Source organism: Paraburkholderia sp. USG1 (genome assembly GCF_031570135.1).
GTDB classification, from domain to species: domain Bacteria; phylum Pseudomonadota; class Gammaproteobacteria; order Burkholderiales; family Burkholderiaceae; genus Paraburkholderia; species Paraburkholderia dioscoreae.
Window position 1 is genome coordinate 157,437 of sequence record NZ_JAMWXW010000002.1, and the last position, 16,196, is coordinate 173,632.

A 16,196-nucleotide genomic window follows, 5' to 3' on the forward strand; every position below is an offset into this window, starting at 1 on the left:
ATCAGCGCAGTTTCGGATTGCAGACGATCGTCACGATATCGGCGACCAGGAGCAGCAGCAGGTAGCACGCGCTGAAAAACAGCACACAGAACTGCACGATCGGCAGATCGCGATTGCTTACCGCATCGACGAGCGTGCTCGCAAGGCCCGGATAGGAAAAAATCGCCTCGACGATGATCACGCCGCCCAGCAGATACGACAGGCTCAGCGCCATTGCGTTGACGATCGGGCCGACCGCATTCGGCAACGCGTGACGCAGCACCGTGCGCGACGGCCGCAAGCCCTTGAGCACCGCCATCTCCGCATAGGGTGCGTCGAGCTGGTTGATCAGCGCGGCGCGCGTCATGCGCGCCATCTGCGCGACCACCACGCAGCACAGCACCAGCACCGGCAGGCTGTACGACTTCAGGAACGCGCCGACGCTCGACGTATCCGCATTCACCGACACCGCCGACACCCAATGCAGCTTCACGGCGAACAGCAGCACCGCGAGCGTCGCGAGGAGAAACTCCGGCACTGCGACCACCGACATCGTCAGCACGCCGATCACGCGATCAAGCAGCGAGCCGCGCACCATCGCCGCGACGATGCCGAGCACCAGCGCGACCGGCACCGACGCCACCGTCGCGGCGGCCGCGAGCATCAGCGTGTTCGGAATGCGCGACAGCACGATGCTGCTGACCGGCACGTTCGCCGCATACGACACGCCGAAGTCACCGCTCACCAGATTGCCGAGCCACGTGAAAAAGCGCAGCACCAGCGGTTCGTCAAGGCCGAGCTGCTTTCTCAGCATCGCGACGGTTTCGGGCGTCGCGTACTGGCCGAGCGCCATCTGCGCGGCGTCGCCGGGCAACAGGCTCGCCATGAAGAACACCAGTGCCGACACCAGGAACAGCGTCAGCGCGCCGCTAGCGACGCGCTGTCCCACCATGCGCACAACGACGCGATTCATATGCAATCCTCGCTTTCGCCTAACTTCCTATGCCTGATGCAAATGCCGTGCACCGCGTGATGCGAAGCGCTCAGGACACCGCGTCCTTGAAGCGGAAATACGCGCCCACTACCGGCAGGAACCATTCGCGTCCCGCATAGCCCGGCAACGATTTCCAGTCGGTGCGCGCCCACGGATTCGCGCGTGGGTTGCCCGTGACGATATCCGCCATGACGTCGCCCATATAGGTCGACATCTGCGTGCCGTGGCCGCTGTATGCCATCGAGTAGTACAGCCCGTCGTGCTTGCCCGCCGCCGGTAGGCGATCCGCCGTCGCTTCGACGAGCCCGCCCCAGCAGTACTCGATGCGCACGTCGCGCAGGCTCGGAATCAGTTGGTCGAGCATCGACTTCAGGATCTGCCCGCTCTTCCGGTCGGAAGCCGGATTGCTGCGTGCGAAGCGCGCCCGGCCACCCCACACGAGCCGGTGATCGGCCGTCGCGCGGAAGTAGTTGCCGAAGTTCAGGCTTGTCACGTAGTTGCGGCGATTCGGCAACGCCTTGTCGAGCAGCGCGGGAATCGGCTCCGTGACGATCACGAAACTGCCGACCGGCACGATCCGCCGTTGCCACCAGTCGAACGGTCCGTGATTCGAGCAGCCGGTCGCGAGCAGCACGCGGTCCGCTTCGATATCGCCTTTCGCGGTGCTGACGCGATGACGGTCGCCGCCGAGATTCGTCAGCCGCGTGACCGCCGCCTGTTCGAAGATGCGCGCACCGCGGCGCGCCGCCGCCGTCGCGAGTCCGGTGCCGAACTTGCCCATGTGCATCTGCCCGCCGCGCGCGTCGAGCATACCGCCATGAAACGCATCCGAGGCGATCTCGTTGCGCACATCCGCCGCCGACAGCAACTCGACGTCGGCGCTCAGATGCTTCTTCAGCGCGTCGTAATTGCGCTGGAGGCCGGCGACGTGCGTCGGCTTGCTCGCGAGTTTCAGCTTGCCGCGCCGCTCGAAATCGCAATCGATCTGTTCGGCGCGAACCCGCTCTTCGACAAAATCGACCGCGTCCGTATAGACCTGATAGTGGCGCTTCGCGACGTCGAGTCCGTAACGCTCGATCAGATCGGGTAGCGTCTGCGACGTGCCCGGACTGCAGTGCCCGCCATTGCGGCCCGACGCCTCGCCGTGAATGCGCCCCGCTTCGACCAGCACCACGTCGACGCCCTTACGCGCAAGCGACAGCGCCGCCGACAGCCCCGTGAACCCGCCGCCGACGATGACCACGTCCGCACGCGCCGGCAATGCGCCGCTCATGCCCGCAGTGAACGCCGGTGCGGTGGCCAGCCAGAACGGTTCGAGTTTCATAGCCCGACGACAGCCGCGAGGCCGCCGATGTCCTTGATTTCGGTGTAGTTATAGTACGGATTGGCCGGCTCGTGACCGCGGTTGACCCACACCTTGTTCTTGATGCCGAGATCGTGCGCGGTCATCAGGTCGTAACGGAAACTCGACGACACGTGAAGAATGTCCTGCGGCGCGCAGCCGAGTTGATCGAGCATGTATTCGAACGCCTGCATGCGCGGCTTGTAGGCCTGCGCCTGTTCGGCGGTGTAGACGGCATGGAACGGCACGCCGATGCGCTCGATGTTGTGGGGGATCTGCGCGGTCGCCGCGTTGCTCAGGCCGACCAGCGGAAATTCCTTTGCGACTTTCGCGAGGCCGGCGCTGGTGTCCGGGTGCGGGCCCCATGTCGGCACCTGTTCGTAGATCGACTTGCCGTCGCCTTCCCGGTATTCGACGTTGCAGCGCTTACAGGTGCGGCGAATCGCATTGTCGACGACCTGCTCGTACGGCTTCCATGCGCCGAGGATTTCGTCGAGCCGATACGCGGCGAACGCATCGGTGAACGCCTTCATGTCTTCGGCGGCAACGCGATCGGCGTAAAGCGCGCGCGCGGCGTTCGCCATTTCGAAATTGATCAGCGTGCCGTAGCAGTCGAAGGTGATGTACCTGGGTTTGAACAACGACATGGTGTGTCCCTTGTGATGTGCAGATGGGCACGTCAGGTTGAAAAGTGCGCCCGGATTCAGAAATCGATCAGCACCGCCTTGTAGCGAAAGTTCGCTTCGAACGCCTCCCGGCCCAGATCCTTGCCGATGCCCGAGCCCTTGAAACCGCCGGTCGGGATGATGAAGTCGTAGGTGCGGCCGAAACGGTTGATCCACACGGTGCCGGCCTGAATGCGGCGCATCGCGCGCAACGCGCGGCCAATGTCCTGCGTGTGAACGCCGGCGGCGAGACCGTAAGTGGGGTGATCGGCGAGGGAAAGCGCTTCGTCTTCGTCGTCGAAGGTCTGCACGGTCAGCACCGGGCCGAAGATTTCCTCGCGCACCGCGCGCGAGTCGCGATCGACTCCCGCGAGCAGCGTAGGCCGATAATAGAAACCCTTGCCCGCGGTGTCGAAGTACTCGCCGCCGCAAAGCGCATGCGCGCCGCTCGCGATGCTGTCCTGCACCGCCGCGTCAATGCGCGTCGCCTGCGCCTCGCTGATGATCGGCGCAAAGCGCGTCGATTCGCGCCACGTCGGCCCCGGCTCGAGCGCGGCGGCCTTCGCGATCACCGCATCGATCAGCCGATCGGCGATGCCGCGCTGCACGATCAGCCGCGTACCCGACACGCACGCCTGGCCCGCGTTCGACGTGAAGCCGCGCAGGATCCGTTGCGCGAGCGCGTCGATGTCGCCCGCATCGTCGAACACGATTTGCGGGCTCTTGCCGCCGAGTTCGAGAGTGACCGGCTTGGTGCCATGCTGCGCCGCGTTGCTCATGATCGCCGCGCCAGTATGCGTGGAGCCGGTGAACGACACTTTGCCGATCAGCGGATGCCGCACGAGGGCCGCGCCCGCGCTCTGGCCACGTCCCTGCACGACGTTGAAGACGCCCGCGGGCACGCCCGCTTCGATCGCCAGTTCGGCGACGCGCAGGATCGAGAACGGCGTCATCTCCGACGGCTTAAGCACCAGCGCGTTGCCTGCCGCAAGCGCGGGCCCGCATTTCCACGACGCCATCGACAGCGGGAAATTCCACGGCGCGATTGCCGCGACGACGCCGTACGGCTCGGGCACGACGAAACCGAGGCTGTCCTGACGCGTCGGCAACGCATCGCCGCCGAACTTGTCGGCGCATTCGGCGAAAAAGCGGATGCAGTCGGACGTGAACGGCACGTCGAACGTACGCGCTTCGCTGATCGGACGCGTCGAACCGACCGCTTCGAGACGCGCGAGTTCGTCGGCATGCCGATCGATCAGATCGGCCCAGCGCAGCAGCACGCGCGCGCGTTCGCGCGGCGAGCGCGTGCCCCAGCCGCTCGCGCGCCAGCTGCTATGCGCGTCGTTGACTGCCTGATCGACGAGGTCATCGCTCGCGTCGGGAATGCCGCCCATCGGCTGACAATCGGACGGCCGCAACACGTCGATCACGGGTTCTCCAGGCGTGAGCCGTCCACCGATGAAGTGGCCGCTCGGCGCGGCAATCTGTTTCGGGTCGAAGTCCGGCATGGGGGGCTCCAGAGCACGGGTGAGCGAGCAATTGATCAGGTTGCGGCGAGTGTAGGAACGCCATATTTCTTTGACAAATGCGCATATAATCGTGGCCCATGCCTTTTTGATATGTCCCGACTCCGATGCTGAATTTTCGTGAAGTACAGGCGTTCCGCGCGGTGATGCTGTCGGGGTCGATGACGCAGGCGGCCAAGGATCTGCATACTTCGCAGTCGAACATCAGCCGCGTGATCGGGCAGCTTGAGCGGCGCATCGGCATCAAGCTGTTCGAACGGCAGATCGGCAAGCTGATGCCGACGCTCGAAGGCCAGGTGTTCTTTCGGGACGTCGAGCACACGTTCGCGAGCCTGCGTGGTCTCGAGGAAAAAGCGGATCAGATCCGCAAGCGGGGGAGCGGCCGGCTGCGGGTCGCGGCAGTGCCGTCAATGGCGATCGTCGCGGTGCCGGACGCGATCTATCTCTTCTCGAAGCGGTTCCCGGATGTCGACGTCACCTTGCATGTCGCCGATTCGCTGACGGTGTGCCAGTGGCTCGCCACCGGTTATGCGGACGTCGGCATCGCGTCGGAAATTTTCAACGGCACGAGCGTCGCGCACGAGGTCGCGCGTCGCAGCCTCGGCGTGTGCATTACGCCGCCCGATCACCGGCTTGCGCAACACACTGGCGCCGTCACGCCCGCCGATCTCGCCGGCGAGCGCTTCCTGTCGCTGAAATCGAGCGACGTGATGCGCAAGCGCATTGACGACGCCTGCCAGATCGGCGGCGAGGAGAAACGCATTCTCGCGTACGAATCGCATTTCGCCGCGGCGATCTGCCGGATGGTGTCGCGCGGCATGGGCGTCAGCGTATCGAATCCGGTCGTCGCGCGCGAATATGCCGGCGAGCTCGCGATCCTGCCGTTCCTGCCGCAGATCGAGTTCTCGACCTATCTCGTGTATCCGCTCAATCTTCCGATGAACATGCTGGCCAAGGCGTTCGGCGACGCGGTGCGCGAAAGCACGGACTGACTCGCACCACCGCATATCAAAAGCGAATCGCCGTCAGTCAAAAGCGTATTTGACGGTCAATATCGTCGCCCCTAGCCTTTGACATCCGTGACATCCGCCGGGCGCCCTCATCGGCACGCCCGCTTGTACATCATGTCCGCTCAAGGCTTCACCGGTCTCGTCGACTGGCTGGTCACGCACCGCTTCGACGCCATTCCCGACAATGCGCTGAAGGCAGGCAAGCAATGCCTGCTCGACGGCATCGCGTGTTTCCGCGCGGGTTTGCAGACCGCACAGATGGACGCCTTTGCGCGTGTGCTCGCAGTCAATTCCGTCGGCCAGGGGGATCGTCCGATTCCCGTCGGCAACGCCGGGCGGGCGGGCCTCTTCGACGCGGTGACGCTGTATGCAAACGCCGCGAACATCCTCGATTTCGACGACTGCTTCCGCGAAGAAGCGCCGTCGCATCCTGGCGCGACGATCATCGGTCCGGCGCTCGCATGCGCGCATCTGCTCGCGCGCAGCGGATGCGAACTGCTGCACGCGGTCGTGATCGCATATGAGGCGTCCCTGCGAATCGGCGCGATGCTGTGCCCGAGCGACGCGGCACCGTCGAAAGACATCGGCTATGCGACATGGCAGATGTTCGGCGCATTCATCGCGGCGGGCCGACTCTTCGGTCTGAACCGCGACCAATGGCTGCAAGGCTTCGGACTCGCCGCGCAGCAGGCGCCGCTGCCGTCGATCGTGCGTGCGAATCCGGCCGGCGGTTACACGTGGCTGAAGAACGGCTACGGCGCGGCGGCCGCGGCGGGCGTGCAGTCGGCGTGTCTCGCGAAAGAGGGATTCATCGGCGATCAACATTTCTTCTCGCGCAATTTCGGCTTCTGGAAAACCTACGGCTCCGATCGCCTGCGCCCCGAGTGTCTCTCAACCATGCCCGGCGACGACTGGTGGATCCGCCGCGTCGAATTCAAGCCGTGGGCGTGCTGCCGCTGGGCCCATCCCGCGCTCGAAGCCATCCTGCAGATGAAGCCGTCGTTCGACGTCACGCAGATCGAACACATCGACGTGCATTCGTTCCGCGAGTTCGTCGGTACGCTCGATTCGCCCTTTCCGACGAATCTCGTCGATGCGCAGTTCAACGCGCGCTTTCTGATTGCGTCGGCGTGCGTCGCCGACGACTTCAACGCCGCGCTGCGCACGCCCGATTTCGAATCCGCGGCCATCCGCGCGCTATTCGCGAAGATCGACATTCATCACGACGCCGCGCTCGATCGGCAGCACCGCGCAGACATGTCGATCCCGACGCGCGTCGCCGTCATGCTGAAGGACGGCTCGACGCAAGAACGTGTGCTCACGGAGCCGCGGGGTTCGCAACGGCGGGAACCAACGACGTTCGACGACACCGTCTCGAAGTATCGAAGCACGCTCGCGCCGTTGATCGGCTTGGCAGCGGCGGAACGCGCTCTCGCCGTCGTCATGCAACTCGAAACTTACCCGGCGCGCGATCTGATGAACGCGCTGTTCGCCTCGCCCGAAACGCTTACACCTGAACGCCGCCCGTGCTGATTCGCGCCGCCGTGTCCATCACCGCGCGCCCCCATTCGTCGATACGGCTTTCGGTGAAGCGCTGCTCGGGCATCGAGATGCAGATGCTCGCGACCGCAATGCCGTTGCTGTCGAAGATCGGCGCGCCGATCGCGTAGATGGCGCGGCGGTACTGGCCGAGGTTGATCGAGTAGCCGCGCTCGCGAATGCGCGCGATTTCCTCGCGAATCAGCGCCGGATCGTTGATGGTGCGGTCGCCGTACTTCGGCAGATCGCGCGCGAGGATCGTCGCGATCTGCCGTTCGTTCATGAACGCGAGCAGCGCGAGTCCGTTCGCGGTAGCGTGGAACGGCGACACGTTGCCGATCGAATAGGCGGTGCGTACGAACTGTTTGCACTCGCTTTCCTCGACCAGAACCATCGCATCGGTGCCGTCCGGAATCGACAGATGAACCGTTTCGTTGACAAGGTTGCACAGGTCCTGCATCGGCTCGCGCGCCGCGCGTTGCAACGCGCCGCCCTTCAACGCGTTCGGCCGTACGCCGAGCACGCGCGGGCTGATTTCCCAACGCGTGAATTCGCCGCTCGCCTGACGCAGCCAGCCGGCCTCCTGGAAGGTCAGCAACACGCGCTGCACGCTGGATTTGGGCATCTGCAACAGCTTGGACAACTCGCCGACGCCGACGGGCTGATGCGCGGACACCGCTTCGATGATTTCAATGCTCTTTAGCAGACTGTTCATTTTTTTGGCGCCTTGCGATCAAAAAACTCGCGTGCTACCTTGTACCACGATGAAGCACGTCGTTCCGTATAGTGGCACACATAAGGAACGATCGCAAGCCGCACTCGTGGATCAGGCAGCGCTGCCGGAAGGCAGCGTCCGGTGTTCCGATGGTTCAACCGAAAGGAAAAGAATGAAGCGACTCGCCTCCCGAAGCTTTCCGCTGTCCTGCCGCGCCGCCGTCCTGACGCTCTCCGTGCTGTGCGCCGCTCACACCGCGCATGCCGCCGATCTCACTGTGACTGCGTTCGGCGGCACGTGGGAAAAGGCCTATCGCAAATGCTTCGTCGAACCGTTCGAGAAGCAGACCGGCAAGAGCGTCGATGTGACGCTCGGCAATCCGCTGCAATGGGTGAATCAGGTTGCCGCGAATCCGGCCAGACCGCCGATCGACGTGATGGTGAGCACACCCGAGGCGACGCATATCGCGATCGAACGGAAGCTTCTCGATCCGGTGACTGTGAAGGAAGTGCCGAATCTCGCGCAACTCGATCCGCGTCTGGTCGCGTACGGTCACGGTTACGGCTTTCCGATCACGTACGGCGATTTCGGCCTGATGTACAGCACCAAGCGCGTGAAGATTCCGCCGAAGTCATGGAAGGAATTCGTCGACGGCGTGGTCGCCGGCAAGTACCAGGCGGGCCTTCCCGACATCAACTATGTTGCGACACCCGCCGGTCTGATCACGCTGTTCAATCAACTCTACGGCGGCTCGCCGACCAACATCCAGCCCGCGCTCGACCAGGTCAAGCGCATGCGCGACAGCAAGAACGTGACGTTCTTCAGCGATCCGAACGCGCCGCTCAACGCGATGCGCAACGGCGATATCGACATCGCGATGTATTACGACGGCCGCGCGTGGGCCGAGCACGACACGACCAATCCGGACATCGCGTGGATCAACCCGTCGCCGGGTTCGGTCGCCTTTCCGAACATGGCGGTAAAAGTAAAGAACGGCTCGCCGCTAGGCACGCAGTTCCTCAACACGCTCGCGTCGAGCGAAGGCCAGACGTGCTTCGCCAACGCGATGCAGTACACCGCGTCGAACACGAAGGTGGCCTACAACGCGAAAGTGAAGCCACGCATCGCGACGGTGGATGGATCGATCTGGGTCAATTTCGACGACATCGGCAGGTACGTGCCGCAGTGGATCGAGGCCTGGAACAAGCAGATCGGCCGGTGAGCGCCGTGAGGCACTGAAGACCGATCGGCAGTAACGCAGACGCAACCGGACAGGAAAAAAGCAATGGGGCTGAGAATCGGAGTGGATATCGGCGGGTCGTTCACCGACTTCGCCGTGCTGGACGACGAGACGCGGACGACCCGCACACTCAAGGTATTTTCGCGGCCGGATTCCCCCGGCAGCGAAGTGATCGACGGGATGCAGGGCTTGCGCGACCGCTTCGGCATCGATGCTCGCGACGTCGTGTATTTCACGCACGGCACGACGGTCGGCGTGAATTCGGTCGTGCAGCGCAAAGGGCTGCGTCTCGCTCTGATCACGACGCGCAACTTCGAGGATGTGCTCGACATAGCGCGTCTTAAGATTCCCGACATGTATCACCTGATGTCGCGCCGCCCGGAACCGCTCGTCACGCGCGACCGCGTGTTCGGCGTGGATGGTCGCATGAGTCCCGACGGCACCGAGGAAGCGCCGGTCGACGAAGCCAGCGTACTCGCCGCGCTCGGCGAGCTGCAGGCGGCGAAGTGCGAAGGCGTGGTGATCTCGCTGCTGCATTCGTATCGCAACCCGGCGCACGAACAGCACGTCAAGGCGATCATCGAAAAAGCCGCGCCCGGTTTCTTCGTGTCGTGTTCGCATGAAGTGTGGCCGATCATCCGCGAATACGAACGCACCGTGACCGCGACGATCGGCGGTTACGTGCAGCCGCGCGTGTCGCAATACCTGACGCGCCTGCAGGCGGCGCTCGCCGAAAGCGGCGTCGGCGCCGACCTGAAGGTGACGAAGTCGAACGGCGGCGTGATGAGCGCCGAAAACGGCAAGAGCAACTGCGTACAGATGATCCTGTCGGGCACGGCGGCGGGTGTGATCGGCGCGTCGTATCTCGCCGGTATGTGCGGCATCAAGGACTGCATGAGCCTCGACATCGGCGGCACGACCGCCGACGTCGCGTTGATCGTCGATGGCAAACCGCAATACGCGACCGGCGAATATATCGGCGACTTCCAGATCCACATTCCTTCGGTGTCCGTTTCGTCGATCGGCGACGGCGGCGGCTCGATCGCGTGGGTCGACGATTTCGGCGTGTTGAAGGTCGGCCCGGAAAGCGCGGGCTCGAATCCCGGTCCGGTGTGCTACGGCCGCGGCGGCACGCGCCCGACGATCACCGATGCGTTCGCGGTGATCGGCGTGCTCGGCCGCGCGTCGCTCGGCTACAACGCGGTGCAGGTCGACGTGGACGCGAGCCGCCGTGCGCTCGAACCGCTCGCGCAACGCCTCGGCATGGACGTACATCAGACGGCGGCAGCGATCATCGACGTATCGGTGTCGGGCATGTACGGTGGCGTGAGCCGCATCGTGTCGCGCTTCGGCATCGATCCGCGCGCATTCTCGCTGATGCCGTTCGGCGGCGCGGGGCCGATGCTCGGCGGCTTCCTCGCGCGCGCGCTGAACATGAAGCACCTCGTCGTGCCGACGACGCCGGGCGTGCTGAGCGCGCTCGGCGGCTTGATCGCGGATACGAAAAACGATTTTGTACGCACCACGTATTACCCGCTCGACGCCGCGTCGCTCACCAAGCTCGCAGGCGATCTGTCGGTGCTCGAACAGCAGGCGCGCGAATGGATCGTCAGCGAAACCGGCTCGGACACGGGCGCGGAAATGACGGTGTCCGCGGACATGCGCTATCGCGGCCAGTCGTTCGAAGTCGACACGCCGCTCGACCCGCAATCGATTTTCCAGGGCGATCTCGCGAAGATCGCCGATGCGTTCCATCGCGAGCATCACCGTCTTTACGGGCACAGCGACGAGCGCTCGTCCGTGCAGGTCGTCGCCCTGCGTCTGGTCATCAGTCTGCCGACGCCGAAGCCCGACATGCCGAAGATCGAACGCGGCGAAGGCGCGCCGCCCGTCGAGGCGATGATCGACGTGTATCTGGACGGCGCCTGGCGCACCGTGCCGATGTACCGCCGCGTCGCGCTGCTGGCCGGTCAGCGTTTCGACGGCCCGGCGATCGTCACGCAGGACGACACGACGACCTGCGTGCTGCCCGGCTTCGAAGCCGTGGTCGATGAATACGGCAACCTGCTGCTGTCGGCGCAGTGACATCACAAGGACATGCATCCATGAGCTTCAACCGATCCGTTCTGCAAATCTTCGCGAACTACTGTGTCGCGGCCGCCGAGAGCATGGCCTACACGCTCGTGCGCACCGCCCATTCGGCGTTCGTGAAGGAAACCGAAGACTTCTCCTGCACCATCATGACGCCCGAGGGCCATACGTTCGCGTCGCCGAAGACACTCGGTGCCACGTGGTATCCGGGTCTCGACTTCGGCTCGGTGATCAGCGCGATCGATCACTACGAGCCCGGCGACATCGGCATGACCAACGACGCGTACAGTGGCTACGTCGCCACGCACACACCCGACGTGATGATGTGGAAGCCGGTGTTCTACGAAACCGAAATCGTCTGCTACGTCGGCGGCCACATTCACAACACCGACATGGGCGGCGCGGTGCCGGCGTCGCTGTCGCGCTCGTTGACCGAGATCTATCAGGAAGGCATCCGCTGGGCGCCGACCAAGATCGTGCGCGCGGGCGTGCTCGACGAAGCGCTGCTCGATCACATGGCGATCAACGTGCGCGCCGCCGAGCAGAACCGCGGCGACCTGAAAGCGCAGATCGCGATGCTGATGACCGGCGAACGCCGTGTGCTGGAGATCATCGAGCGCTTCGGCATCGACGACTTCAAGGCCGGCATGCACGCGATGATTGACTACTCGGAAGAGCAGGCGCGCGCGATCGTCGCGGGCATGCCCGACGGCGAGTATTTTTTCGCCGAATTCGCCGACGAGGATTCAGTCAACGGCAAGCCGCTGCGCGTCGCGCTGACGCTGAAGGTCGAAGGCGAATCGCTGGTGCTCGATTTCACCGGCAGCGATCCACAGCTCAATTCGTCGCTGAACATGCCGACCGGCGGCAAGGAGCGCCACGTGCTGGCGCTGGTCGGGCTGAACTACGTGCTCTATTCGCTGCAGCCCGATCTGCTGCTGAACATCGGCATGCTGAAAGTGGCGCGCTGCATTCTGCCCGAGGGCACGATCATGAACTGCGTGCCGCCCGCAGCGGTCGGCATGCGCAGCCTGACGTGCAAGGTCGCGCAGATGGTGACGTTCGGCGCGTTCTCGATGGTGTGTCCGGATCGCCTGCCCGCGTGTCCCGCCGGCGGCATGTCGATCCTCAACGTGCGCACCGTCGATAGCGACGGCCGCACGGTGATCGCGGCGATTGGTCCGGTCGGCGGCGGTGCGGGCGGCATGCCGCACGGCGACGGCTCCGACGCGTCGGGCGCCAACGTCGCATTCCTGCGCAACACGCCGGTCGAGATCAACGAAGCCGAAGTGCCGATCCGCATCCTCAAGTACGGCGTGGTGCCGGGCAGCGCGGGCGCCGGTCGCTATCGCGGCGGCCTCGGCACGGTGATGGAGTTCCGCGTGTTCTCGCCGGGGACGCTCGTCACCGCGCGCAACCGCGACCGCTCGCGCTTCGCGTCGTGGGGCGTGCTGGGCGGCAAGGCGGGCGCGGTGTCGCGCTTCACGCGCAATCCGGGCACGGCGAGCGAAGAAAACCTCGGCGTCACCGATCTCGTCGTCTGCGGCCCCGGCGACGTGATCCGTCTCGAAGGCTGCGGCGGCGGCGGCTATGGCAATCCGTACGAACGCGATCCGCAGATGGTCGCGACCGACGTGCATCGCGGCTACCTGAGCGAAAGCGATGCGCTCGCGCTGTACGGCGTCGCGCTGCGCGATGGCGGAGTCGACGTGAACGCGACCCGCGTACGACGCGCCGAACTGTGCGCCGACGCACCGGGCACACCCCCCCCGCACTTCGACTACGGCGCCGCACGCACCGCGTACGAAGCGCGCTGGACGCGCGAGCGCTATGAGGTGCTGACGCGGATTCTCACCGATGCGCCGGTGGTGTGGCGGCACTTCCTGAAGCACAAGATCTTCGATGCGTTCGACGCATGGGAAGCCGAAGGCCGCCTCGCGCCTGGCGGCAAAGCGATCCGCGACATCTTCGAAGCCGTCGTGACGCAGTATCCGCAGCTGCTCGATACGCAGCGGGCGGCGCACGCGTGACGAAGGCGCGAGGCACGGCATCCAGCACTGCGCCTCGATTTGAAGTCGGCGCGGTGGGATCGGTAATGAAGTTCGGCAAGCTCACAAACTGGAAGAAGAGGCACGCGATGTTCCAATCCGCGAATTCGATCTCCGGCGCGGCGGCCGGCGCCGACGCGCCCGCCACGCCGCTGCGCTCGCAACCGTTGTCGCTCGAAGGCGTCAGCAAACGCTTCGGCACCATCACCGCGCTCGAAAGCCTGTCGCTCGACGTGCGGGCCGGCGAACTCGTCGCGCTGCTCGGGCCGTCAGGGTGCGGCAAGACCACCACGCTGCGTCTGATCGCCGGATTCGACTATCCCGACACCGGCGCGATCCGCATCGCTGGGCGCGACGTGACGAACGTGCCGTCGAACAAGCGCGGGCTCGGCATGGTGTTCCAGAACTACAGCCTGTTTCCGCACCTGACGGTCGCGGAAAACATCGCGTTCGGGCTGCGCATGGCGGGCGTGCCGAAGCGCGACCGCGCACCGCACGTGGCGCGCATGCTCGATCTGATCCGCCTGCCCGGTTTCGGCGATCGCCGCATCGCGCAGATGTCGGGCGGCCAGCAGCAGCGCGTCGCGCTGGCGCGCGCGATCGTCACGAATCCGTCGGTACTGCTGCTCGACGAACCGCTGGGCGCGCTCGACAAGAATCTGCGCGAAGGCATGCAGTTCGAGTTGAAGTCGCTGCAGCATAAGCTCGGCATCACGAGCGTGATGGTGACGCACGACCAGGAAGAAGCGCTGACGATGAGCGATCGCGTCGTCGTGATGAATCAAGGACGCATCCTGCAATCGGGCACCCCGCGCGACGTCTACGACCGGCCGCGCACGCGCTTTGTCGCGGAATTTCTCGGCGCGGCGAACATCCTGCCGTTTTCGGTCGCGCGCGGCGAACAGGGCTGGCTCGATATCGCGGTCGGTGCGCCTCATGGCGACGCACGCGTGACTTGCCGCGTGGCGCATGCGCTGCCCGCCCCGCTCGGAGCGGGCGCGTCGGGCGAGCTTGCGGTCCGGCCGGAGAAACTGCGCTTCGGCGCGCCACGCGATGGCGAGATCGCATTCGACGGCGTGATCCAGGCGCGCGTGTTTCGCGGCTCGCAGCACGCGTACCGCGTCGATGTGCCGTCGCTGAAGCAGACCTTCAGCGTGTACGAACAGTCGAATTCGACGGCGGCCTTGGAGCCCGGCCACGCGGTCAGCGTGTCGATCGGCCAGGACGATCTGGTCGTACTCGAAGCGGAGCCGAACGAACGCGACGGAGCCACGCGATGAACACGCTCGCGAACCCGCTGCGCGCGGCGCCGCGTCGGCGCTTCTGGATCTCGCCGCGCGTCGTGCTGTGCGCACCGGCGCTGATCGTGCTGGCGCTGTTCTTCGGCATGCCGCTGTATGAGAACGCGCTGCGCAGCGTCGGCATTTCAGCGATCCCGGGCGCGCATTCGGCGTTCACGCTCTCGTACTACCACAAGCTGTTCACCGATCCCTACTACGTCGGCATCATTTTCGAAACGCTGAAAATGAGCATCTGGACGACGTTCTGGTGTCTGATCGCCGGATATCCGGTCGCGTATTTCATGGTGCGCCGCGCGGGACGCATGGCCGGGCCGCTGCTCTTCGTGCTCATCATGCCGCTCCTCACATCGATCATCATGCGCACGTTCGGCTGGAGCGTGCTGCTCGGCCGTCACGGTCTCGTCAACAATGCGCTGATGCTGCTCGGCGCGATCGAACAGCCGCTGCGCATGACGCAAGGCCCGGCGATCGTCTATGTCGGCAACGTTCACGTGATGGTGTCGTTCATGGTGCTGTCGATCATTCCGGTGCTGCGCTCGGTCGATCCACGGCTCGAAGAATCGGCGCGCGCGCTCGGCGCGGGCGCATTGCGCGCGTTCCTGCTGGTGACCTTGCCGCTGTCAGTCGATGGGATCATCACCGGCTGTCTGATCGTGTTCATGATCATCAACGGCAGTTTCATCGGCGCGCTGCTGCTCGGCGGCGGCAGCGTCGTCACGTTGCCGCTGCTGATCTTCCAGCAGTTCAGTCAGGCACAGGACATGGGCTTCGCGAGCGCGATGGGCAATCTGCTCCTGATCGTCGTGCTGATCTGTCTGTATGTGCAAGGCCGCCTCACCGGCCACCACGCGGAGACACGCGCATGAGCACGCTCGTCAACGAGCCCGAAGGCGGCTCGCGTCTGGCGGAACGGGTGAGCGACGCCGCACTCGCCGTCTATATCGCGCTCTTCGTGATCTTTCTGCTGGCGCCGATCGTGATCGTCGTGATGACATCGTTCACGCCGGGCGAGACCGTCGCCGTGTCGCTCGATGGCATGTCGCTGCGCTGGTATCGGCGCTTTCTCGAGTACCGGCCGTTCACCGATTCGCTGATCACGTCGCTCATGATCGCCGCGCTCGCGACGGTGTTCGCGATCCTGTTCGCCGTGCCGGCGGCGCTCGGCATCGCGACGTCGCGCTCGCGCCTCGCCAACGCGGTCACGTCATTCCTGCTCTCGCCGATCGCGGTGCCGCCGCTCGTCGTCGGGCTGTCGTCGCTGTATTACCTGTCGGAACTCGGCATTGGTAACTCGTTCGTCGCGCTGCTGATCACGCACACATGCGTGTCGGTGCCGTACGTACTACGCACGACGATCGCCGCGTGCCGCAACCTCGATCCGCGCTTCGGCGAGGCGGCGTCGGTGCTCGGCGCGAGCGCATGGCAGCGCTTTGCGCACGTCACGTTGCCGCTGATCTCGCCGGGCGTTTTCGCGGGCGCGCTGTTCTCCGTGCTGATATCGCTCGACAACCTCGGCGTGTCGTATTTCTTCGGGAGCGCAACCACGACGACGCTGCCGGTCGTGATGCTTTCGTACCTGCAAAACCAGTTCGATCCGTCGATCGCGGCAATCAGCACCGTGCAGATGCTGATCGCGATCGTGCTGCTCGTCGTTGTCGAAAAGATTTACGGGCTACGCGCGATCAACAATTGAAACATCGGTCGTCGAAATGATTTTGCTGGTGTTTTTGCGGTGCTATTTTGAGT

General features: G+C 64.7%; 13 protein-coding genes. 8 read left to right on the plus strand and 5 right to left on the minus strand.

Annotated elements, in window-relative coordinates:
• Nucleotide 1: 1 nt before the first annotated feature.
• The 4 genes from NE850_RS03220 to NE850_RS03235 form a co-directional block, all read right to left on the minus strand.
• Nucleotides 2-952 carry an ABC transporter permease gene (locus NE850_RS03220; protein WP_007177687.1) on the minus strand — a complete coding sequence of 317 codons (951 nt, stop codon included), beginning with the start codon at nucleotides 950-952 and terminating at the stop codon, nucleotides 2-4.
• 70 nt (nucleotides 953-1,022) lie between these two features.
• A complete protein-coding gene (locus NE850_RS03225; protein ID WP_007177688.1) occupies nucleotides 1,023-2,297 on the minus strand; it encodes an FAD-binding oxidoreductase in 1,275 nt (424 codons plus the stop codon).
• Nucleotides 2,294-2,962 carry a haloacid dehalogenase type II gene (locus NE850_RS03230; RefSeq protein ID WP_007177689.1) on the minus strand — a complete coding sequence of 223 codons (669 nt, stop codon included), beginning with the start codon at nucleotides 2,960-2,962 and terminating at the stop codon, nucleotides 2,294-2,296. Before NE850_RS03230 ends, NE850_RS03225 begins: the two co-directional genes overlap by 4 nt.
• 56 nt (nucleotides 2,963-3,018) lie before the next feature.
• A complete protein-coding gene (locus NE850_RS03235) occupies nucleotides 3,019-4,488 on the minus strand; it encodes an aldehyde dehydrogenase family protein (protein ID WP_310698436.1) in 1,470 nt (489 codons plus the stop codon).
• A 125-nt stretch (nucleotides 4,489-4,613) separates the two neighbouring features.
• Here NE850_RS03235 and NE850_RS03240 point away from each other — a divergent pair, with 125 nt between their 5' ends.
• Nucleotides 4,614-5,498, plus strand: a complete 885-nt coding sequence (locus tag NE850_RS03240) for a LysR substrate-binding domain-containing protein (RefSeq protein WP_007177691.1) — start codon at nucleotides 4,614-4,616, stop codon at nucleotides 5,496-5,498.
• A 132-nt stretch (nucleotides 5,499-5,630) separates the two neighbouring features.
• Entirely contained in the window at nucleotides 5,631-7,049 is a 1,419-nt protein-coding gene (locus NE850_RS03245; RefSeq protein WP_165188635.1) for an MmgE/PrpD family protein, read from the plus strand.
• On the opposite strand, the gene NE850_RS03250 is transcribed toward NE850_RS03245, so the two are convergent.
• Nucleotides 7,024-7,770, minus strand: a complete 747-nt coding sequence (locus NE850_RS03250) for an IclR family transcriptional regulator (RefSeq protein ID WP_007177693.1) — start codon at nucleotides 7,768-7,770, stop codon at nucleotides 7,024-7,026. The two genes, NE850_RS03245 and NE850_RS03250, sit on opposite strands and share 26 nt — an antisense overlap.
• 172 nt (nucleotides 7,771-7,942) lie before the next feature.
• On the opposite strand from NE850_RS03250, the gene NE850_RS03255 reads away from it, so the two are divergent.
• The 6 genes from NE850_RS03255 to NE850_RS03280 all read left to right on the plus strand — a co-directional run bounded on the left by NE850_RS03255 (nucleotide 7,943) and on the right by NE850_RS03280 (nucleotide 16,143).
• On the plus strand, nucleotides 7,943-8,992 hold the full coding sequence (locus NE850_RS03255; protein ID WP_007177694.1) for an extracellular solute-binding protein: 1,050 nt from the start codon (nucleotides 7,943-7,945) through the stop codon (nucleotides 8,990-8,992).
• Nucleotides 8,993-9,055: 63 nt separating this feature from the next.
• Entirely contained in the window at nucleotides 9,056-11,095 is a 2,040-nt protein-coding gene (locus NE850_RS03260; protein ID WP_007177695.1) for a hydantoinase/oxoprolinase family protein, read from the plus strand.
• 20 nt (nucleotides 11,096-11,115) lie between these two features.
• Nucleotides 11,116-13,131, plus strand: coding sequence for a hydantoinase B/oxoprolinase family protein (locus NE850_RS03265; RefSeq protein ID WP_310698437.1), 2,016 nt, complete (start codon nucleotides 11,116-11,118; stop codon nucleotides 13,129-13,131).
• A gap of 107 nt (nucleotides 13,132-13,238) precedes the next feature.
• Nucleotides 13,239-14,429 (plus strand): ABC transporter ATP-binding protein, encoded by a 1,191-nt coding sequence (locus NE850_RS03270; protein ID WP_157187712.1) that lies wholly within the window; start codon nucleotides 13,239-13,241, stop codon nucleotides 14,427-14,429.
• A complete protein-coding gene (locus tag NE850_RS03275) occupies nucleotides 14,426-15,316 on the plus strand; it encodes an ABC transporter permease (RefSeq protein WP_007177698.1) in 891 nt (296 codons plus the stop codon). Before NE850_RS03270 ends, NE850_RS03275 begins: the two co-directional genes overlap by 4 nt.
• On the plus strand, nucleotides 15,313-16,143 hold the full coding sequence (locus NE850_RS03280; protein ID WP_007177699.1) for an ABC transporter permease: 831 nt from the start codon (nucleotides 15,313-15,315) through the stop codon (nucleotides 16,141-16,143). Before NE850_RS03275 ends, NE850_RS03280 begins: the two co-directional genes overlap by 4 nt.
• The last annotated feature ends 53 nt before the right edge of the window (nucleotides 16,144-16,196 follow it).